A 20,424-nucleotide genomic window follows, 5' to 3' on the forward strand; every position below is an offset into this window, starting at 1 on the left:
ATGCAACAGACATTGACGTCTTTTCAACAAAGAAACAATCAGCAATTGAATTTGTGGCTCGATCAGCTTCCATATCAAGAGCAGCCATTGATTCAAGCAATGAAATACGGCCTTTTGCTAGGTGGAAAACGCGTTCGCCCTTTTCTTGTTTACATCACAGGTCAAATGCTCGGCTGTAAACCTGAAGACTTAGACACCCCAGCCGCTGCTATCGAATGTATACATGCCTACTCACTCATTCATGATGATCTGCCAGCCATGGACGATGATGAACTGCGTCGAGGTCAACCAACTTGTCATATTAAGTTTGATGAAGCAACCGCAATACTGACAGGTGATGCACTACAAACCCTTGCCTTCACTATTATTGCTGATGGTCAATTAAGCCCGGCGGCAGAAGCTCAACGCATCAACATGATCAAAGCATTAGCGCATTCTTCTGGTGCCAGCGGCATGTGTGTAGGGCAAGCCTTAGATTTAGGCGCGGAAAATCGCCAAGTTTCTCTTGAAGAAATGGAAGAGATACACCGTAAAAAAACCGGAGCTCTGATTGATTGTGCGGTAAAATTAGGTGCATTAGCTGCTGGTGAGAAAGGTATCGAGGTTCTACCTCACTTGGAGCGCTACTCAAAAGCAATTGGTTTGGCGTTTCAGGTTCAAGACGATATTCTTGATATCATCAGTGACACAGAAACACTGGGTAAGCCTCAAGGTTCCGACCAAGGTCTGAATAAGAGCACTTATCCTTCCCTGCTGGGTTTAGAGGGAGCCATAGAGAAAGCTCACACTCTGTTACAGGAAGCACTTCAAGCATTGGAAGCTATCCCATACAATACTCAGTTACTCGAAGAGTTCGCCCGATATGTCATCGAGCGCAAAAATTAACACTATAAGCGCGCATTTATATGACTCTTGATATTTCAAAGTACCCAACACTGGCGTTAGCAAATACACCGGAAGAATTACGTCTTCTTCCGAAAGAAACATTACCAAATCTGTGTGATGAACTGCGAACGTATCTGCTAAATTCAGTGAGCCAATCTAGCGGACACTTAGCGTCTGGCTTAGGCACCGTAGAGCTAACTGTCGCTCTGCATTATGTTTACAACACCCCTATCGACAAATTGATCTGGGATGTTGGTCATCAGGCTTACCCGCACAAAATCCTCACCGGACGTCGCGATAAAATGCCAACAATTCGCCAAAAGGATGGTCTACACCCTTTCCCTTGGCGTGAAGAAAGTGAATATGACACTTTGTCTGTCGGTCACTCTTCGACATCTATCAGTGCAGGCCTTGGCATGGCCATCAGCGCACAAAAAGAAGGCAAAGGCCGTAAAATTGTCAGTGTGATTGGCGATGGCGCAATTACAGCAGGCATGGCATTCGAAGCCATGAACCACGCTGGCGACGTTCATCCTGATATGTTGGTGATTTTGAACGACAACGAAATGTCGATTTCAGAAAACGTCGGCGCCCTGAATAACCACCTTGCAAAGGTACTTTCTGGTAGCTTATACACTTCTATCCGTGAAGGCGGCAAGAAAGTGCTGTCTGGTGTTCCACCTATTAAAGAGTTGGTTCGCCGTACGGAAGAGCACCTAAAAGGCATGGTAGTGCCTGGTACTCTGTTCGAAGAGTTCGGCTTTAATTACATTGGCCCGATTGATGGGCACGACGTCAATGAACTCGTCAAAACGCTGAAAAATATGCGTGAGCTCAAAGGCCCTCAGTTCCTACACATCATGACCAAGAAAGGCAAAGGTTATGAGCCGGCCGAGAAAGATCCTATCGGCTACCATGGTGTTCCTAAATTCGATCCAACGCATAATTGTCTGCCGAAGAGCAGTGGCGGTAAGCCAACTTACTCAAAGATCTTCGGTGACTTTTTATGTGACATGGCGGCCCAAGATCCTAAGCTAATGGCAATTACGCCAGCAATGCGCGAAGGATCAGGTATGGTGCGTTTCTCAAAAGAGTACCCAGACCAATACTTTGATGTGGCGATTGCTGAGCAGCACGCAGTGACACTTGCAACAGGTATGGCAATTGCGGGCGATCATCCAATCGTAGCTATCTATTCGACTTTCTTGCAACGTGGTTATGACCAACTGATCCACGACATCGCGATCATGGATTTACCAGTGATGTTTGCGATCGACCGCGCAGGTCTCGTTGGCGCAGATGGTCAAACTCACCAAGGTGCGTTCGATTTGAGCTTTATGCGCTGTATTCCGAACATGGTGATCATGGCGCCAAGCGACGAAAACGAGTGCCGACAAATGCTTTACACTGGCCATAAGCATTCTGGCCCGAGTGCGGTTCGATACCCTCGTGGTAGCGGCATGGGCGTAGAAATCGAAACTGAGTTTACGGCGTTAGAAATCGGTAAAGGGCGCATGGTTCGCCAAGGTGAAAAAGTTGCTATTCTGAGCTTTGGTACTTTCTTGGGTAACGCGCTAGAAGCGGCAGAATACCTTAACGCCACTGTTGCTGATATGCGCTTTGTGAAGCCGCTCGATGAAGCATTAATTCGTCAATTAGCCGCAGATCATGACGTGCTCGTGACGTTAGAAGAAAATGTTATCGCAGGTGGTGCAGGTGCGGGTGTCGTTGAGTTCATGATGAAAGATAAAATCATTAAGCCAGTCTTAAACCTAGGTTTACCCGATGAGTTTATTCATCAGGGAAAACAAGATGAACTGCATGAAGAGCTTGGTCTCGATGCAAAAGGAATTGAAAAATCCATCTTGGATTATTTAGCAAAATAGAATGTAAAAAGGGATGTTCATAGCATCCCTTTTTTACGTTCAGTGTTTAGTTCATCCAGCCCGCATATTTTGCGACTAGAAACAGGGCAACACCGGCCATAACTCCCGCCACGATATCATCAACCATAATACCCAGCCCACCGTGAACTCGCTTATCTAGCCACCCAATTGGCCAAGGTTTTACCATATCGAAAAAACGAAATAAGATGAAGCCAGTTATCAACCACTTCCATTCAGTGAGTGGAATATTCAGTGCAGGTACAATGCTCATCGTAATCCAAAAGCCTGCAAACTCATCCCATACGATTGAACCATGATCATGCACCTTCATGTCTGCAGACGTCACTTGGCATATTTGAATGCCGATCACACACGAAATCAGAACAACAATGACATACGCCGTAAATGGTAATTGTGCCAACAACAAAAAGAAAGGCACGGCCGCCAGTGTGCCCATTGTTCCAGGGATAAACGGGGATAATCCACTGCCAAAACCCGTCGCCAATAGATGCCACGGGTTCTTTAATGAAATCAGAGAAAGAGGGTTGGTCATATCCTTAAACCTATACTGCTAGTTTGGTTTCAATCGTCATGCCTGTGAGTTGCTCAATAGTTACAGGCTCTTGGCTAGAGCTTAGCTCAGATCATTTAAAGTGGTCGAAGCCACTTAAGTCCCAATCAAGTGGTTGATTGTTATCATGCAGCTCGAAGGTTCCATTTGGTCGGATTTGACCAATACATGTGACCTTACAGCCAGTATGAGATAAAGCGCTTTGTAACGAGCCTCGATTTTGCTCCGGCACGGTAAAACACAACTCGTATTCTTCGCCACTTGCTAAAGCATACTGCTGCGCGCTGATCTTATCATCTAAAAACTGGACTAATTCTGAAGAGATCGGTAGCTGAGAGACATCAATACTCACCCCAACCTGAGATCGCTGTAAAATGTGCTTAATATCAGAGATTAAACCATCTGAAATATCTATCGCCGACGAGGCTAAGCCAACAAGAGCTTGTCCAGCAAGCACACGCGGAGAACTAAGGTAATGAGCTCGCTCTAGTGCTTCCGCGCCGGCTCTGCTGCGCAGAGAGTCATCTAGAATCACATCCAAGCCAGCTTTTGCATCGCCAAGGTTTCCCGTTACATATACCCAATCCCCAGGCTTTGCGCCGGATCGCGTGAGCGCTTTGTCTTCAGGTACAAAACCTTGCACCGTGAGTGTCAGACACAATGGCCCTTTGGTGGTATCACCGCCTATTAACTGAATACCATAGTAATCAGCCAGTTCGAAAAATGCATCACAGAAAGGAGCAAGCCATTCTTCATCTGGCTCAGGCATCGTTAATGCAAAGCTCACCCACGCAGGCGTTGCGCCCATCGCCGCCAAATCACTGATGTTAGAAGCCAATGCTTTGTGTGCGACCCATGCTGGGTTCGCGTCGGCTAAGAAATGCGTTCCAGCTACCAATGTATCCGTGCTAATCGCAATCTGAACATTAGCTGGCGCTTTGACCAAAGCACAATCATCACCAGCGGCTAGATGGACATCTTTACGTTGGCTCTGACGACCGACGAAGTACTTGTCTATCAGATTAAATTCACCAGACATAATTCACTTACTTTTTGATGTAAAAGCTTTTGATACAAAAAAGGTCAGCATGTGCTGACCTTTTCATTGAAGAAATCGTTATTTCTTACGAATGTGAGGTGCTGCTTTATCAAGTACACCATTCACAAACTTGTGGCTATCTTCTGCTGCGAAAACTTTTGCAAGTTCAATCGCTTCATTGATAACAACTTTGTAAGGAACATCTTCGCGACGAGTCATCTCGTACATAGCAAGGCGAAGAAGAGCAAGTTCCATCATATCTAAATCCTGCATAGGACGAGAGATGTATGGACGAATTTTGCTATCTAGCTCAGCGTGGCTAAGTACAACACCGCTTAATAGTTCACGGAAGTAAGCTACGTCTGTCTCTGGAGCAGCAAGCGCTGGCTCAGATGCATGAAGTTCTTCTTCATCGTATTTGTCGCCAGACAAAAACTGTTCTTCAATCTTGGCAACATTCTCTTTAGTAATTTGCCATGAGTAGATCGCCTGTAGAGCGAATTGACGTGCGTTACGACGTGCGGCTGGTTTCACACTGGCCCCCATTAGGAATCAATTTCAGATAGTACATTAATCATTTCAAGTGCGCTTAGTGCAGCCTCTGCACCTTTATTACCAGCCTTGGTTCCTGCGCGTTCAATCGCTTGATCGATCGTATCAACAGTCAAAACACCAAATGCTACTGGAATGCTGAATTCCATAGACACTTGTGCTAGACCTTTGTTCATTTCACTACAAACATAGTCAAAGTGAGGCGTTCCACCGCGAATAACAGACCCTAGAGAAACAATAGCGTCGAATTTGCCAGTTTTAGCAACACGCTGAGCTACTAGAGGTAGTTCTACGGCACCTGGACAACGCACAACCGTGATGTTGTCTTCGCTTACTTGTCCGTGACGCTTTAGTGTATCGATCGCACCAGAAAGTAGGCTTTCGTTAATAAAACTGTTGAAACGAGAAATAACGATAGCAATTTTTGCATTTGGCGCTGGGAAGCCACCCTCGATCACTTTCATAAGCTTTCCTTTAACTCTATTTATAAGTGAAATATGTTCATCAAGTGAGAATCGCCGGATTCTAGCACAAATTTGTGAGCAATATCTAATGGAAATTGGAGGCAAATCACCGGTTCCTAGCCATTGACGAGTTAAGCACGTCAAAGACTAGGAACTTATTGTTCGGTTGTTACTCGCAGACGTACTCAACAACGTTCAGACCAAAACCACCTAACGCGTGGTACTTTTTGTTGGTCGATGACAGAAGGCGCATATCATGTACACCGAGATCCGCAAGAATCTGTGAACCAACGCCAACACGGCGAGACGTGCCTTGTTTTTTAGCAAGCGTTGGGGCTTCACCTTTGTCTTGCGCTTCGAACATCTTCACGCGATGAATAAGTAGATCGGTCGATTCTTCATGGCCAAGAACAACCAGCACACCGCCTTCTTCACCAATGCGTTTCATTGCCTTATCTAGTGTCCAGCTGCGCTCTGCATTACGATCGCTACGTAGTAAGTCGGTAAAAACGTCTTGAAGATGAACGCGAACCAGTGGCGCTTTTTCTTTCAAATCGCCCTTGCACATTGCGTAGTGCACTTGGTTATCAATGGTGTCTTTGTAAGTGACTAACGTGAACTCGCCAAACTCTGTCGGTAGCTTGCACTCTGCCACACGTTCAATCGTTGTCTCAGTGTTATTGCGGTACTCAATTAGGTCGGCAATAGTGCCCAATTTAATACCGTGCTTCTCTGCAAAGATCTCTAGATCTGGGCGACGAGCCATGGTGCCGTCGTCATTTAAGATCTCAACAATCACCGATGCTGGCTCTAAACCAGCAAGACGAGCCAAATCACAGCCAGCTTCAGTGTGACCTGCGCGAGTCAGTACACCGCCGTCTTGAGCTGCGAGAGGGAAGATGTGACCAGGCTGCACCAAATCCGCAGCTTTAGCGTTTGGCGCGACTGCTGCTTGAACGGTACGTGCGCGATCTGCGGCTGAAATACCAGTCGTTACCCCTTCTGCTGCCTCAATCGAAACAGTAAAGTTGGTGGTGTATTGCGCATTATTGTCTTGCACCATTGGTGGCAGACCTAGACTTTCGCAACGATCTTTGGTCATGGTTAAACAAATCAGGCCACGGCCATAGGTTGCCATAAAGTTGATGGCTTCCGGCGTAATATGCTCGGCAGCCATGATCAAGTCACCTTCATTCTCGCGGTCTTCATCATCCATTAGGATGACCATTTTGCCTGCGCGAATATCATCAATAATTTCTTGTGGCGTACTGATTGGCATAGTCTGTTATCCCGTTATTCTAAATTTGTTATTGCGACAGCAATGAAAAATTACGTTGCAGTGAATGCTAGTTAGGTCAATAGTTTGAGCTTTGCATTAAGCAAGTCAATGAATCTCGCGGTGTTCTGTGAGTCTGCTCTTTATCGCATGCCTCACGCAGCCACTCCCAAGACTTATGCAAAACCGTTTTGCTGTAAAAAGTCCATCGTGATACGAGACTCGGCCTTATCTTCTTGTTGTCCTTGCAGTAAACGCTCCATATAACGCGCAAGTACATCAACTTCTAAGTTGACTTTGCGCCCCACTTGAAACTGGTCAATCGTAGTTTCTTCACTCGTATGAGGAACGATCGTCAGCTTAAAAGCATTTTTACGTAAGTCGTTGACGGTTAGGCTAATACCATCAACAGTAATCGAGCCTTTCTCTGCAACGTACTTGCTAATTTCCGCAGGCATTGCAACCCAAAACTCTATCGCACGGCCAACTGAATTGCGTTCGACAATTTCACCACCCCCATCGACATGGCCAGAAACGATATGTCCACCCAATCGCGTTGTTGGCAACATGGCTTTTTCTAGATTCACCTTATCGCCTACTTGGTAATCAGCAAACCCAGTTTTCTTCAAGGTTTCTAATGACAGATCAGCACTGTAATAGTGGCTTCCGAAGTCAACTACCGTTAAGCAAACACCATTGGTCGCAATGCTATCGCCTAACTTAACGTCTGACATATCAAGCGTACCCGTTTCAACCGTGACGGTGATGTCTTCGCCCTTCGGCGTAATCGCAGCTAACTTGCCAACTGCTTCTACTATTCCTGTAAACATACTATTTCTTATCTAATTTCATTACGTTTTATGGTGGCGGTGATGCGAATGTCTACCCCAACCATACGAACGTCTGTAATGTTTAAATCTATGACGTCAGCCATAGCGCTTAACCCTAAAGCACCGATAAGCCCCCGACCATCGCTGCCCATGAGTTTTGGCGCAAGGTAAACAATGAGCTCATCTACAAGATTAGCCTTTATCATCGCACTCGCTAGCGTAGCTCCAGCTTCAACCCATAAGTGATTGATGTGGTGCTCATCCGAGATACGTTTTAATGTCGTTGATAAGTCAATTTGGTCAGCGCTGTCCAATAGAGGGATACAGTCTCCATCAGAGCGAATAATAACTCGCTCTCCATCGGTGTGGAACAGCTTGAGCGCACCCGTTAAATGGTTCTGACGGTCTAAGATTACACGTACTGGTTGACGAAGTTCTTCTCGTAAATACTGCGCTTGAACACTGGTAGGTAAGTCATCCCAACGCACATTGAGTGACGCATTATCATCAATCACCGTTTTGCTGGTAGAGAGAATACCACCACTCATCGCTCGATAACGCTGCACATCTTGGCGGGCCGCAGGGGAGGTGATCCATTGGCTCTGACCATTATTGAGTGCGCTTTGCCCATCCAAACTGGCTGCCATTTTTAATTGAACAAACGGCATGCCTGTGCGCATGTACTTTATAAAACCAGGGTTAAGGGCAAGGGCATCTTGCTCTAACAAGCCGATTTGTACTTCAATTCCGGCATCACGTAACATCTGGATGCCGCGACCTGCAACTTTCGGGTTTGGGTCTACCATGGCGCAAACCACACGTGCCACTTTGGCTTTAATCAGCCCTTCGGCACATGGCGGTGTACGGCCGTAATGAGAGCAAGGTTCTAGCGTCACATAAGCGGTTGCACCAACTGCTTTTTCACCCGCCATGCGCATCGCGTGCACTTCGGCATGCGGCTCACCAGCACGATGGTGATAGCCTTCACCGACAATTTCTTCATCACGAACGATGACACACCCTACATTTGGATTAGGGGCGGTGGTATAAATGCCACGTTTCGCTAACTTAATAGCTCGTGACATCATGGCGAAATCTAAATCAGAAAACGCTCTTTCAGGAGTGTGTTGAGTCATGAGCTACTCAGTCTTCTAGGCGGGCAATCTCTTCGCCAAACTCGCGAATATCTTCAAAGCTGCGGTAAACGGAAGCGAAACGAATGTAAGCCACCTTATCGAGCTCTTTGAGCTGGTCCATGACTAAATTACCAATCATTTCACTCGGAACCTCTCGCTCACCCGTCGCACGCAGTTGTGATTTGATCATACTGATCGCTAACTCTATAGAATCGGCACTCACTGGGCGTTTCTCTAAAGCGCGTTGAATACCGCCAACCATTTTATCTTCATCAAATGGTTCACGGTTGCCATTCGATTTGATCACTTTAGGCATCACTAACTCTGCGCTTTCAAACGTAGTGAAACGCTCGCTACACGCCAAGCACTGACGGCGACGTCGAACTTGATGGCCATCAGCCACTAAGCGGGAATCAATAACTTTGGTATCGTTCTCGGAACAAAAAGGACAATGCATATCACCTCCATATCTATACCAAAATAACCTCATGAGCAATCACGGATAACCACGCGTTCATGGTTATACGGACTCTATTAAAGCTATTTGGGTATAACGCTTTCAAACCGAAATAAAAGCTCATGTAGTGTAGCGGAATTGGTATGTTAGACAAAACAAAAAGGGGCGCAAAGGCCCCTTTTTCACTCAAGATCTCGTCGAATGTGTTAACTGCGTGCTAAGTAGTTCGCTTTACCAACCCACTTGTAGCTAGTTAGCTCTTCTAAGCCCATCGGACCGCGTGCATGTAGCTTTTGTGTAGATACTGCGACTTCTGCGCCAAGGCCAAATTGCGCACCGTCTGTAAAGCGCGTTGAAGCATTCACATAAACCGCCGCCGAACCGACAGAATTGATGAACAGTTCTGAGTTTTCCAAACTATTGGTCATGATCGCATCTGAGTGGCTCGCGTTATGGACACGCATATGATCAATGGCATCTTTCACATCAGACACAACTTTTACACCAAGAGTGTAGCTCAACCATTCCGTATCAAAGTCACCTTCAACAGCATCGCGAATTTGTGTTGCTTGAGCCATCAGTGCTTTTGCCTTAGGCTCTGTCACGAAGGTCACTTTATCGTTCATGCGCTCTACGATCATTGGTAGGAGTTGCGCTGCAATTTTTTCATGCACGAGCAGCGTATCTAATGAGTTACACGCAGATGGACGTTGAACTTTAGAGTTCTCAACCACATTCAGGGATTTCTCTAGATCAGCGGATTCGTCGACAAAGATATGGCTGATACCAAAGCCACCAATAATCACCGGAATCGTGCTGTTTTCTTTACACATTTTGTGTAGGCCAGCACCACCGCGTGGAATGATCATGTCGACGTAATCGTCCAACTTAAGCAATTGAGAAACAAGCTCACGATCTGGTTTTTCAATGTACTGCACAGAAGCGGCAGGAAGGTTCGCCTTTGCGAGCGCAGACTGAATAACCTTCACTAATTCCATATTCGAGAAAAAGGTCTCTTTGCCACCACGTAAAATGCTTGCGTTGCCGGTTTTCAAGCACAACGCTGCGATATCAATGGTTACGTTTGGACGCGCTTCATAAATTACGCCCACGACACCAAGCGGCACGCGACGACGAGACAGTGACATCCCATTTTCCAGTACCTTACTGTCTATTTCGCTGCCTACAGGATCGTTCAGGCTAATGACGTTGCGAACATCATTCGCAATTGCAGTCAATCGTTCTTCGTTAAGCAAAAGGCGATCGAGCAGCGCATCGGTTAAACCCGCTTCACGGCCAAGTTCGATGTCTTTAGCGTTTGCCGCCAAAATAGCAGCAGAGTTTGCTTCTAGCTCATCAGCAATGATGGCTAATGCTTGGTTTTTTTGCGCAGTTGACGCTGTCGCTAATTCGAAAGCTGCATCTTTAGCAGCTTTACCCATATTCGTTAAATCCACTTTGCTTCCCTCTAATTCTATTCCTGAATGACGACCAAATCATCGCGGTGAATCACCTCAGAGCCATAATCATGACCCAAAATAGAGATGATATCTTTACTGTGCTTACCCGTAATTTTAGTTAGGTCATCACTTGAGTAGGCGCTGATGCCACGAGCCACCAACTTACCGTGAGCGTTTGTTACACGCGCTACTTCGCCTCGTGCGAAGTCACCACTAACTTTGATGACCCCTTTAGCAAGTAGGCTACTGCCCTTGCCAACCACAGCATTGACTGCACCATCATCAATAACGATGTCGCCCGATGCCGCAGGTCCCGCTAGAATCCAGCGTTTACGATTCTCTAAGGCTTCAGCGCAAGGTAGGAAGCGCGTGCCCTGAGGTTCAGCACTTAAAGAGTCAAAGATAACATTCGGCGCGCTACCAGCAGCAATAATAACCTCTATACCTGCGCGGCGAGCGATGTCTGCGGCTTGCAGCTTCGTTGCCATACCACCAGTACCCAATGTTGTACCGCTTCCACCTGCGATTTTACGCAGCGTATCGTCGATGGTTTTTACTTCCTTGATAAGCTCTGCGTTCGGATCTTTACGAGGGTCAGCAGTAAACAGACCTTTTTGGTCAGTTAAAAGCAAGAGCTTATCTGCACCACATAAAATGCCTACCAAAGCGGAAAGGTTGTCGTTATCGCCAACTTTAATCTCGCTAGTCGCAACGGCATCATTTTCGTTTACGATAGGAACAATATCGTTCGCAACGAGCGCATTAATAGTGTCGCGCGCGTTAAGGAATCGCTCACGATCTTCTAAATCGGCACGGGTTAGTAGCATTTGGCCGATCTTGATACCATAAATACCAAACAAAGACTCCCATGTTTGAATCAAGCGACTCTGCCCCACCGCGGCAAGTAACTGCTTACTCGCCATCTCGTTGGGCAATGCGGGGTAACCAAGATGCTCACGGCCTGCTGCAATCGCACCAGACGAAACCATTACGATTGAATGGCCTTGTTTTTTAAGCTCAGCACACTGGCGTGCTAACTCAACCATGTGTGCACGGTCGAGTGCCAGAGTGCCGCCTGTCAGCACACTTGTACCCAGTTTCACAACGACAGTTTGTGGTTGTGAAACAACTGCATTTTGTTGATTCGTTGTCATGATGTCTTCTGAAGTGAAAAACAAATAAAGAGAGGATGTTTTAACAATCAAATAGGGAATTAACAAGAGAAAAGGTGCGTTTTCGCACCTTTTTGTTTGGTATTAAATGAAAACAACCAAATTAAGCGAAATCGAAAGACTCCGTGTGATATTCGACTTCTAATTTGAAGTGTTCTTCTAAAGTATCAACCAGCTTTTGATGGAATGTGCTCTGCGTGAGATACACTTCCTCTACTACTTTTTTGGGAAGGGCTTCAGATACCCATTGCCCTTCTTTGTTGTACTTGCCAATATGATATTTAGCAGTAAAGCCTCCCTCGATGGATTCCAAATCCATCCACCAGCCCCAAAATTCACGCTTCTCAGGCGATTTTTTGTCGTCTACACATACAGATAAACAATCAAAATAATAGCGCCCTTCTTGCGATTGTGGTTCGCGCAGGTAAGGCCCTATCGCCTTCAACTTTGACATCAAGCGAAAGTGAGTCGGGCCCTGAGTCGTCTCTGACATATGAATCTCCGTTTTCATAGTTAAAAGTAAACACCCAAGAATGATTATTATTTTTAATTATCATGAGCTTATTTTTTGCTCAGATATATCACTCTTAACTAATTTAGGAGAATTGTCACCCTAATAATTCATCTTCTAGCCACTTTATGGCTAAATCGAGGGATTGCTCATATCCTTTTGTAATTGTTTTGGAACTGATTTTTTTCGCTCTACCATACTGGCTAAATAGAGCAACAAGTTGATTATCACTGTGTGGCGACACTGGATCGCCCTCAAGACTCAAAGCCAAAATAGGCACTTTGGTTTTTCGACTGCTCAGGAAGCCCTGAACCTTCAATGACCACGCCATCATCTGACCAGCCATGCTATTAATATCAACCGCATTTTTCCCCAAACGGGAAGCCAAAAGGTCTAAATACATCTTCGGCATTTTTTGTAACTTCTGAGGGGAAGTAAAAATATCATGTACGGGTGCGCCTAGAGCGACACAAGCTTTGATCTTTTCCTGCTCGACAAAAGAGAGTCTGATCATGGCATTACCACCAAAACGAAACCCAACTAACCCCACTTTGTGATGATCAACCCAAGGTAGCGAGTAAAGCTCATTCAATACCGCTTGATGTAGGCAACTTGAATTCTCGGTCAAGGGCCAATGAGAGCTATGCCCTACCGAAGGCATGTCCACAGTTAACATCGCAATATCTCGCGGTGCAAGACGATTACGGAACAAACGCCACATGTCGGTTTGTAGGGTATCCAAACCAGCGCTCACCATGACCACAGGCAACTGTTTATCCGTTCTTGGTAAATGGAGGTTCGCGATGATTTTGCGATTTTGGTAAGGCACTTCAATTTGCTTGATGGTGTACTTAGTTTTTTCTGCGCCGTCAGAATACGCTTTGTTTGCCAGAACTTGAGCTTGCGATGCCAAGTTGTCATTTTTTAAATGTGGGTAGCCTGCAATACTAAAACACAAAGAAGCAGTGAAGAGTTCATCCGCTGCCTCTTCTCCTTGCATTTCATTTGCTCGCTTCTGATGATCCATACCAAGCTTGATCCACTCAAATGTCCAGTTACCACTGTGATAACCCATTACAGTGTCTAACCAATCATCATTGGTTCGCGAGTGAGAAGATGAAGCAATTTTGGACAGTACGCCTTCCATTTCGATCGGAGACAATCCTTGCCAAGCCCATTGCAAGCGACGCAAATGACGATACCAAGCACGATCACCTTGCGCTTCTCGTTCATCAAGTATTTTTTTACTGGTCGGCATGTACTGGGTAAGCGCGGAGGTTTCTTTTGCTTGCTTATGTTTCACGAACAAAGTTTCGGAAAGATTTTTACTGACGTCTTCAGACATAGGAAGAACCCTAGGCTATTAGCATGATTTAATATCATAATAAAAAAAATGCCCCTATAAAGGGGCATTTCTCAATATTCTTTAACCGCGTTTATTTTTGCTTGCGGTTTACTGGCTCAGCATACTGGATTGACATATCCCAAGGCTGCTCGATCCAAGTGTCTTGAGCAATATCTACAACGTAATCATCCAGCAGCTCTTTGCCTGATGGTTTCGCACACACAGCGATCATTTTCGCTTTTGGATACATCTCACGTAGTTTGCGCGCTGTATCACCACTGTCTACTAGGTCTTCAACGATTAGGTAACCTTCGCCATCACCTTCAGGTGCTTTTAGTACCGTCATATCGCGCTGATGATCATGGTCGTAGCTTGAAATACAGATTGTATCAACGTAACGAATACCCAGTTCACGAGCCAAAATAGCGCCAGGAACCAAACCGCCGCGGCTTACCGCCCAAATTCCTTTCCATTGCTCAGCTGGCATTTGTTTTTCAGCCAGTTCACGGCAGTAAGTCTGCATTGCATCCCAAGTGATAATGAATTTTTTACTCATTGTAATAACCTAATAATTTGAAAATATGCATCCTCAAAATCTAGCGAAGTCACTCAAAAGCGGAATGCTCACTAACTTCTCCAAAATGTTTGGAGACGAGGATTTCAAGCTGCGCAAACGATTATTCTACCGAAACACACCGCTAATACCAACGGTGATATCAAAATTCTCTGCCTATTCCGCAGAAAAACCGTCTTCTGTGAACAACGTAAAAAAAGAAAAAGCCAGCGTGAATAAATCCACACTGGCTTTTTGCTCGAGAAATTAACCGACGAGGTATTTAACGATGAAGATGGCTGACATCACCCATACACTCATCGACACTTCACGGCCCTTACCGCTGAATAACTTGATCGCCGCGTATGCGATAAAGCCTAACGTGATACCTTCTGCAATCGAGAATGTTAGCGGCATAACTAAACAAGTCACAACAACTGGGGACGCTTCAGTTAGGTCACGCCAATCAATGCTTACTAGCCCAGACAGCATCAAGATCGCCACATAGAATAGCGCACCTGACGTTGCATAAGCAGGGATCATACCCGCAAGTGGTGAGAACAATAGAGCAAGTAGGAAGAGTACACCAACAACCACGGCTGTTAGACCAGTACGCCCACCCGCAGCTACACCAGAAACGCTTTCAATATAAGATGTCGTGTTGGAGGTACCAAGTAATGCACCTACTGACGTTGCTGTTGAGTCTGCAAGTAACGCTTTGTTTAAACGAGGGATGTTGCCATTCTCATCAGTTAGGCCTGCTTTTTGAGAAACGCCAACGAGCGTACCTGCGGTGTCAAATAAATCGACAAATAGGAAAGCAAATACGACGGAAATCATGCCTACTTCAAACAAACCAGAGAAATCCAGTTGCATGAAAGTTGGCGCAATGCTTGGTGGCGTTGACATAATACCGCCCCACTGCACATCACCAAATAGAAGACCAAGCGCTGTAACGCCAAGAATGGCGATCATCACCGCACCTTTCACACCACGGTGAACCAATGCAATCGTAAGAAAGAAACCAATCGCGGCCAATACAGATGGCAATGATGTGATCTCTCCCATAGAAACTAATGTCGCTGGGTTATCAACGACGATACCTGCATTTTTTAATGCGATAAACGCTAAGAAAAGACCAATACCAGCTGAAATACCTGTTCGTAGAGAATGCGGGATCGAGTTAATAATCCACTCACGGATCTTAAATACGCTTAAAAGAATGAACAGAAGGCCAGAAACAAATACAGCCGCTAACGCAACTTGCCACGTATAACCCATTCCCAATACAACAGAGTAAGTGAAAAATGCGTTCAGGCCCATTCCTGGTGCCTGTGCGATTGGGTAATTGGCAACAAATCCCATAATAAAACAGCCGATTGCGGCAGCAAGACAAGTCGCAACAAAAATGGCGCCACGGTCCATACCGGTATCCGACAGGATCGCTGGGTTTACAAAAATAATGTAAGCCATAGTTAGGAAGGTCGTAACACCTGCAATGATCTCAGTGCGCACATTTGTGCCATTTTCACTGAGTTTAAAAAGCCTCTCGAGCATGATCGAATCCTGTAAAGGTAAAAAGTAAACGGTTGCGTAATCGATTGGCGGGAATTATAAAGTTATCAAATAGCAAATTCTAGATAGAATCTTCACTCTAATGCGTTTTTTTTCTTTGGATATGAAACACATTCTCTAATCTATCAAAGCAAGCAAAGAAATATATTCTTATAAAACAATAGGTAACCCAGATAACACAGTTCTCTAAAAGAGAATAAAAACTGAGCAATGTACTAAACTTTCAGATGAAAAAGGCCCATTTTAAACATGGTATCTAACAGATTTGATGGAAAAGTCGATAAAACCGAAGAATGGGGAATAGAAGAAGGCTTTGATGGCAATAAGTGAGTCAGGAAGAGAAAATAGAGATAAAAAAACGCCACCCAATTTGGGTGGCGGTGAATCATGTCAGCACTATCACTGAAAAAAAATTCCAATTTATAGGGGTGAACAAACTGTTCGAGTCACATGCGTTGACTTCACTTAGTAGCCAAAGCTTGTTGGGTATACAAAGTTACCGGTGTAAACAGACTTGCTATTCCAGAACATTGTACTTGGTAAACCTTTCATAACTATCACCTTTTAAATCAATTAAACATTCGTTGATTTCTCGGTTCCTTGGAGGCGATAAAACGGACTCATCCTTTGAGCATTTCATTCTTCTCTCAGAAGCTGGTTACAAATATACCACCAAGAAATTTAATTACAAGCATTTTAGTGATTAAAATCACAAAAAATGCATAAATTGACCTTTATCAAAGTTTATGTGTAATTAAATTACAATTTTATGAATTGAAAAATAAAGCCACTTTCAGAATGTATGATAGAGAACACATAGTGCTTGTTATTGTATTCACAAACTGTGACAGTTCTGAGAGAAATCCTTGTGATCGCGACTACTCGTACTCCTTATCTGGTGGTATGCTAACGGCAATTTGAAGGCCAAATCGTCTAGCATTTAATGCTACCTTGACAATATTTTTACGGTATATATTTGGCAAAGCACATCAAAAGGAGTCCTCCGTGTCTGAGTTCCATTCTGAGATCAGTACCTTATCACCTGCTCCACTTTGGCAGTTTTTCGATAAGATTTGTTCAATCCCTCATCCATCGAAACATGAAGAAGCATTAGCACAGTACATTATCAACTGGGCAACAGAGCAAGGCTTTGACGTTCGCCGTGATCCAACCGGTAACGTGTTCATCAAAAAGCCCGCGACACCAGGAATGGAAAATAAGAAGGCTGTTGTACTTCAAGCACACATCGACATGGTGCCGCAGAAAAACGAAGACACTGAACACGACTTCACCAAAGATCCAATCCAACCTTACATCGATGGCGAATGGGTAACTGCGAAAGGCACGACGCTTGGTGCAGATAACGGTATTGGTATGGCTTCTTGCCTTGCTGTATTGGCATCTAAAGATATTAAGCACGGTCCACTCGAAGTTCTGCTGACGATTGATGAAGAAGCAGGCATGACTGGCGCATTTGGCCTTGAAGCTGGTTGGTTAGAGGGTGAGATTCTTCTAAATACAGACTCTGAGCAAGAAGGCGAAGTCTACATGGGTTGTGCAGGTGGCGTTGATGGCACCATGACTTTCGATATTTCTCGAGAATCAACGCCTGCAGGTTTTGTAACACGCCAACTGACGCTGAAAGGCCTAAAAGGTGGTCACTCAGGTTGTGACATTCACACAGGTCGCGGTAATGCCAACAAATTACTTGGTCGTTTCCTTGCCGGTCATGCTCAAGAGCTTGATTTACGTTTAGTCGAATTCCGTGGTGGTAGCTTACGTAATGCAATCCCTCGCGAAGCGTTTGTTACTGTCGCGCTTCCTGTCGAAAACCAAGACAAGCTTGCTGAGCTGTTCAACCACTACACTGAGCTGCTTAAAACTGAATTGGGTAAAATCGAAACAGGTATCGTAACCTTTAATGAAGTGATCACGACTGACGCCCAAGTATTTTCAATCGCCGATCAGCAACGATTCATTGCGGCACTTAACGCTTGTCCAAACGGCGTAATCCGTATGAGTGATGAGGTGGAAGGCGTTGTTGAAACTTCTCTAAACGTTGGTGTGATCAGCACAGAAGAAAATAAAGTCACCGTGCTTTGCTTGATTCGTTCTCTCATTGACTCTGGCCGTAGCCAAGTGGAAAGCATGCTGCGCTCGATTACTGAGCTAGCAGGCGCACAAATTCAGTTCTCAGGCGCTTACCCTGGCTGGAAGCCAGATGCAGATTCCGAGATCATGGCAATTTTCCGTGATATGTATGAAGGCATTTACGGTCATAAGCCGAACATCATGGTCATCCATGCTGGTCTTGAGTGTGGCCTATTTAAAGAACCATACCCACACATGGATATGGTTTCTTTCGGTCCAACAATAAAATTCCCTCACTCTCCAGATGAGAAAGTGAAGATTGATACTGTTCAGTTGTACTGGGAACAGATGGTCGCGCTTTTAGAAGCGATTCCAGAGAAAGCATAATTCAATCACGAAAAACGACAAAGGGTGCCATACGGCACCCTTTTTTTGGTTTAGTTGAACCCAACTACACACGGTTTTGCGCGTAAGCGGCTAACTCATCCATTGAGGTTTGTGCAGCAACTTCACCATCAATGTAGTAAGTAACAAACTCACCATCGCGTACACCCATGAGTGTCGCCTTTTCACCGTTACTGTAAGTAATATCCATTTGAACGGTGTTCTCATCGATTTGCTGCATTCGCCCCTGCTCAATGACACGGTTATCCGCTAATGGTGCGATTGGTGCAGTCGTTAACGACTTATCTAACTGGTGATTGACATCAATGTAAGTATCTACCTTTGTATCGAAGATATGTGGCTTACCATTTAACGGGTTCTTACCCGTCCAAAATTCTAGAGAGTTAAACACGATATAATCCGCTGCGATCGCGACACCATAAACAGGCGCTAAAAGCATATTTAGACCACCTCGAGCGTAACGGTTGTCAACAGCTTTCAAGTTAAACCCCATAACATAACCTGTCACGGCATTACTACCTACGCAACCTGAAAGTGAAACTGCTACCGCAGTCAATGCACCAATTTTAGCAATTGCCTTTTTCATCAAAACCTCTAGTTAGAAAGTGTGAAACCTCAAATTCGGCGCGGATATTATCGGATAAAAAGTAGGGTTAAAAGTCCGTTTTTTTGTCCTCCATGAACAGTATTATTTTTAATACAGTCACATTTTTTAAGGCTATTATTGCGCACTCTTCTCTATGTCTTGTTATGTATTAAACTGATAGAAAAGATCATATTGAAAACAAAAACTTCACACATACCAAAATTTCACGCATGACGATTAAAGTAATTTGTCGTGTCCTTAATGAGAATGATTAGTGCGATTTTGCAGCAATTGTTACATTGCTGATGACGCATTTGACAGAGATGGTTTATGGCCAGAAGTAAAAAAAGCAAAGTGTTTGAGCTCTTAGGACATCAAATACAACCAGGACAACGATTAGAGATCGAATTTGAAGCAGCGAAGCTATATACACATTCGCCTTTATCTATTCCTGTGGAAATCATCCATGGGAAACAAGAAGGACCAGTGTTAATGGTGAATGCTGCTATCCATGGTGATGAGCTTAATGGCGTAGAAATCGTTCGTCAGATCATTAACCAACTGGATCCACAAAAACTGAAAGGCACTGTCATTGCAGTACCTATCGTTAACGTTTTTGGTTTCATCCATAAATCTCGTTACTTGCCCGACCGACGAGATCTCAACCGTTGCTTTCCTGGCAGTGAAAAAGGCGCACTTGCATCTCGTATGGCACACGGGTTCTTTAACAACATTGCCAAGCGTTGTGACTACATTTTGGATCTACACACAGGAGCCATTCACCGCACGAACTTGCCACAGATTCGCGCAAACTTAAGCAACCCAGAAACTCTACGTATTGCTCAAGCATTTGCGACGCCAGTGATTGTTGATTCAGCATTGCGTGATGGCTCTTTACGCAGTGAAGCAGAAAAATGCGATATTCCAGTGCTCACCTACGAAGCTGGCGAAGCATTGCGTTTTGATCCACTTTCGATAAGCGCTGGTGTACTCGGGGTTCGGCGCGTAATGCAAGCCATTGGTATGTTGCGTGCGAGCAGGAAAAAGCTGCCTGAGCCTATCATAGCGAAGTCCACCAGCTGGGTTCGCGCGTCAGGTAACGGCATTTTGCGTACTGTCGTTAATCTGGGAGACAAAGTAGAACAGGGGGAAACGCTCGCTTATATTAGCTCTCCTCTTGGTCATGATGAGATAGAACTAAAAGCCCCGAAGCGTGGTTTGGTTATCGGTCAACAAACATTACCATTGGTGAACGAAGGCGATGCAATTTTCCACCTTGCCTATTTTAACCAAGGTGATAATGCTTTAGAGCAAGCAGTCGAAAGCTATATTGAAGGCCTCACTGAATTCGATGCCGAGCCGCTGACAACCGGACAGATACCGTTAGAAACTCAGTAATTCCTATCAAATAGGCGCCTGATTAGCTCAAAAGGAGCAACAGTGCTCGCACTATCTTGTTTAAAGCCAATAAGCTCAGCGTCCATGATGCTGGGCTTTTTGTTTTATGTACGCTAACGATACTTATCGTAGTTTCCACGAATGGATAAAAAACTTTACAATCCGTCGCAAAAACACATTTGATAATTAATCTCATTATCATTTATTAATCGTAATAATGTTCTTATAATCC

Annotated in this window: 19 protein-coding genes; 4 read left to right on the forward strand and 15 right to left on the reverse strand. The window is 44.9% G+C overall.

Annotated elements, in window-relative coordinates:
- Both ispA and dxs read left to right on the forward strand, forming a co-directional pair.
- Positions 1-885, forward strand: coding sequence for a (2E,6E)-farnesyl diphosphate synthase (ispA, locus tag R7E78_RS07005; RefSeq protein WP_005383621.1), 885 nt, complete (start codon positions 1-3; stop codon positions 883-885).
- Between the two features lie 20 nt (positions 886-905).
- Positions 906-2,771 (forward strand): 1-deoxy-D-xylulose-5-phosphate synthase, encoded by a 1,866-nt coding sequence (gene dxs / locus R7E78_RS07010; RefSeq protein WP_318057774.1) that lies wholly within the window; start codon positions 906-908, stop codon positions 2,769-2,771.
- A 46-nt stretch (positions 2,772-2,817) separates the two neighbouring features.
- On the opposite strand, the gene pgpA is transcribed toward dxs, so the two are convergent.
- The 14 genes from pgpA to R7E78_RS07080 all read right to left on the reverse strand — a co-directional run bounded on the left by pgpA (position 2,818) and on the right by R7E78_RS07080 (position 15,694).
- Complete coding sequence (pgpA, locus tag R7E78_RS07015) at positions 2,818-3,324, reverse strand: phosphatidylglycerophosphatase A (protein WP_031780838.1); 507 nt, start codon at positions 3,322-3,324, stop codon at positions 2,818-2,820.
- 91 nt (positions 3,325-3,415) lie between these two features.
- Positions 3,416-4,381 carry a thiamine-phosphate kinase gene (gene thiL / locus R7E78_RS07020; RefSeq protein ID WP_005381570.1) on the reverse strand — a complete coding sequence of 322 codons (966 nt, stop codon included), beginning with the start codon at positions 4,379-4,381 and terminating at the stop codon, positions 3,416-3,418.
- A 78-nt stretch (positions 4,382-4,459) separates the two neighbouring features.
- A complete protein-coding gene (gene nusB, locus R7E78_RS07025; RefSeq protein ID WP_005381571.1) occupies positions 4,460-4,927 on the reverse strand; it encodes a transcription antitermination factor NusB in 468 nt (155 codons plus the stop codon).
- A complete protein-coding gene (ribE, locus tag R7E78_RS07030) occupies positions 4,927-5,397 on the reverse strand; it encodes a 6,7-dimethyl-8-ribityllumazine synthase (protein ID WP_005381572.1) in 471 nt (156 codons plus the stop codon). The genes nusB and ribE overlap by 1 nt, the downstream gene beginning before the upstream one ends.
- A 169-nt stretch (positions 5,398-5,566) precedes the next feature.
- Positions 5,567-6,676 (reverse strand): bifunctional 3,4-dihydroxy-2-butanone-4-phosphate synthase/GTP cyclohydrolase II, encoded by a 1,110-nt coding sequence (gene ribBA / locus R7E78_RS07035; protein WP_005381573.1) that lies wholly within the window; start codon positions 6,674-6,676, stop codon positions 5,567-5,569.
- 173 nt (positions 6,677-6,849) lie between these two features.
- Entirely contained in the window at positions 6,850-7,503 is a 654-nt protein-coding gene (locus tag R7E78_RS07040) for a riboflavin synthase (RefSeq protein WP_318057775.1), read from the reverse strand.
- Positions 7,504-7,511: 8 nt separating this feature from the next.
- A complete protein-coding gene (gene ribD, locus R7E78_RS07045; RefSeq protein WP_151514559.1) occupies positions 7,512-8,639 on the reverse strand; it encodes a bifunctional diaminohydroxyphosphoribosylaminopyrimidine deaminase/5-amino-6-(5-phosphoribosylamino)uracil reductase RibD in 1,128 nt (375 codons plus the stop codon).
- A gap of 7 nt (positions 8,640-8,646) precedes the next feature.
- Entirely contained in the window at positions 8,647-9,096 is a 450-nt protein-coding gene (gene nrdR / locus R7E78_RS07050; protein WP_005381578.1) for a transcriptional regulator NrdR, read from the reverse strand.
- A 206-nt stretch (positions 9,097-9,302) separates the two neighbouring features.
- A complete protein-coding gene (locus R7E78_RS07055; protein ID WP_031780851.1) occupies positions 9,303-10,553 on the reverse strand; it encodes a glutamate-5-semialdehyde dehydrogenase in 1,251 nt (416 codons plus the stop codon).
- Positions 10,554-10,570: 17 nt separating this feature from the next.
- A complete protein-coding gene (gene proB, locus R7E78_RS07060) occupies positions 10,571-11,710 on the reverse strand; it encodes a glutamate 5-kinase (protein WP_005383771.1) in 1,140 nt (379 codons plus the stop codon).
- A 121-nt stretch (positions 11,711-11,831) separates the two neighbouring features.
- A complete protein-coding gene (gene crl / locus R7E78_RS07065; protein WP_005381584.1) occupies positions 11,832-12,221 on the reverse strand; it encodes a sigma factor-binding protein Crl in 390 nt (129 codons plus the stop codon).
- A gap of 115 nt (positions 12,222-12,336) precedes the next feature.
- Positions 12,337-13,584: an esterase FrsA gene (gene frsA, locus R7E78_RS07070; RefSeq protein WP_005381586.1), complete on the reverse strand. Its 1,248-nt coding sequence runs from the start codon at positions 13,582-13,584 to the stop codon at positions 12,337-12,339.
- Between the two features lie 91 nt (positions 13,585-13,675).
- Entirely contained in the window at positions 13,676-14,140 is a 465-nt protein-coding gene (tet(34), locus tag R7E78_RS07075; protein WP_005381590.1) for an oxytetracycline resistance phosphoribosyltransferase domain-containing protein Tet(34), read from the reverse strand.
- A gap of 264 nt (positions 14,141-14,404) precedes the next feature.
- A complete protein-coding gene (locus R7E78_RS07080; protein WP_005381592.1) occupies positions 14,405-15,694 on the reverse strand; it encodes an NCS2 family permease in 1,290 nt (429 codons plus the stop codon).
- 1,023 nt (positions 15,695-16,717) lie between these two features.
- Between R7E78_RS07080 and R7E78_RS07085 the strand changes: the two genes are divergently transcribed.
- On the forward strand, positions 16,718-18,190 hold the full coding sequence (locus tag R7E78_RS07085) for an aminoacyl-histidine dipeptidase (RefSeq protein ID WP_053350265.1): 1,473 nt from the start codon (positions 16,718-16,720) through the stop codon (positions 18,188-18,190).
- A gap of 64 nt (positions 18,191-18,254) precedes the next feature.
- Here R7E78_RS07085 and R7E78_RS07090 read toward each other — a convergent pair whose 3' ends face one another.
- Positions 18,255-18,794, reverse strand: coding sequence for a DUF3332 domain-containing protein (locus tag R7E78_RS07090; protein ID WP_005381596.1), 540 nt, complete (start codon positions 18,792-18,794; stop codon positions 18,255-18,257).
- A 330-nt stretch (positions 18,795-19,124) separates the two neighbouring features.
- Between R7E78_RS07090 and R7E78_RS07095 the strand changes: the two genes are divergently transcribed.
- Positions 19,125-20,192 carry a succinylglutamate desuccinylase/aspartoacylase family protein gene (locus tag R7E78_RS07095; protein WP_017820600.1) on the forward strand — a complete coding sequence of 356 codons (1,068 nt, stop codon included), beginning with the start codon at positions 19,125-19,127 and terminating at the stop codon, positions 20,190-20,192.
- The last annotated feature ends 232 nt before the right edge of the window (positions 20,193-20,424 follow it).

The organism is Vibrio sp. YT-19(2023) (assembly GCF_033337395.1).

What these genes read in the sequence shown, in the direction of transcription:
- ispA (WP_005383621.1), top strand. Translation starts at nt 1, where the DNA reads ATGCAACAGACATTGACGTCTTTTCAACAAAGAAACAATCAGCAATTG.
- dxs (WP_318057774.1), top strand. Translation starts at nt 906, where the DNA reads ATGACTCTTGATATTTCAAAGTACCCAACACTGGCGTTAGCAAATACA.
- pgpA (WP_031780838.1), bottom strand. Translation starts at nt 3,324, where the DNA reads ATGACCAACCCTCTTTCTCTGATTTCATTAAAGAACCCGTGGCATCTA.
- thiL (WP_005381570.1), bottom strand. Translation starts at nt 4,381, where the DNA reads ATGTCTGGTGAATTTAATCTGATAGACAAGTACTTCGTCGGTCGTCAG.
- nusB (WP_005381571.1), bottom strand. Translation starts at nt 4,927, where the DNA reads ATGGGGGCCAGTGTGAAACCAGCCGCACGTCGTAACGCACGTCAATTC.
- ribE (WP_005381572.1), bottom strand. Translation starts at nt 5,397, where the DNA reads ATGAAAGTGATCGAGGGTGGCTTCCCAGCGCCAAATGCAAAAATTGCT.
- ribBA (WP_005381573.1), bottom strand. Translation starts at nt 6,676, where the DNA reads ATGCCAATCAGTACGCCACAAGAAATTATTGATGATATTCGCGCAGGC.
- R7E78_RS07040 (WP_318057775.1), bottom strand. Translation starts at nt 7,503, where the DNA reads ATGTTTACAGGAATAGTAGAAGCAGTTGGCAAGTTAGCTGCGATTACG.
- ribD (WP_151514559.1), bottom strand. Translation starts at nt 8,639, where the DNA reads ATGACTCAACACACTCCTGAAAGAGCGTTTTCTGATTTAGATTTCGCC.
- nrdR (WP_005381578.1), bottom strand. Translation starts at nt 9,096, where the DNA reads ATGCATTGTCCTTTTTGTTCCGAGAACGATACCAAAGTTATTGATTCC.
- proB (WP_005383771.1), bottom strand. Translation starts at nt 11,710, where the DNA reads ATGACAACGAATCAACAAAATGCAGTTGTTTCACAACCACAAACTGTC.
- crl (WP_005381584.1), bottom strand. Translation starts at nt 12,221, where the DNA reads ATGTCAGAGACGACTCAGGGCCCGACTCACTTTCGCTTGATGTCAAAG.
- frsA (WP_005381586.1), bottom strand. Translation starts at nt 13,584, where the DNA reads ATGTCTGAAGACGTCAGTAAAAATCTTTCCGAAACTTTGTTCGTGAAA.
- R7E78_RS07080 (WP_005381592.1), bottom strand. Translation starts at nt 15,694, where the DNA reads ATGCTCGAGAGGCTTTTTAAACTCAGTGAAAATGGCACAAATGTGCGC.
- R7E78_RS07090 (WP_005381596.1), bottom strand. Translation starts at nt 18,794, where the DNA reads ATGAAAAAGGCAATTGCTAAAATTGGTGCATTGACTGCGGTAGCAGTT.
- R7E78_RS07095 (WP_017820600.1), top strand. Translation starts at nt 19,125, where the DNA reads ATGGCCAGAAGTAAAAAAAGCAAAGTGTTTGAGCTCTTAGGACATCAA.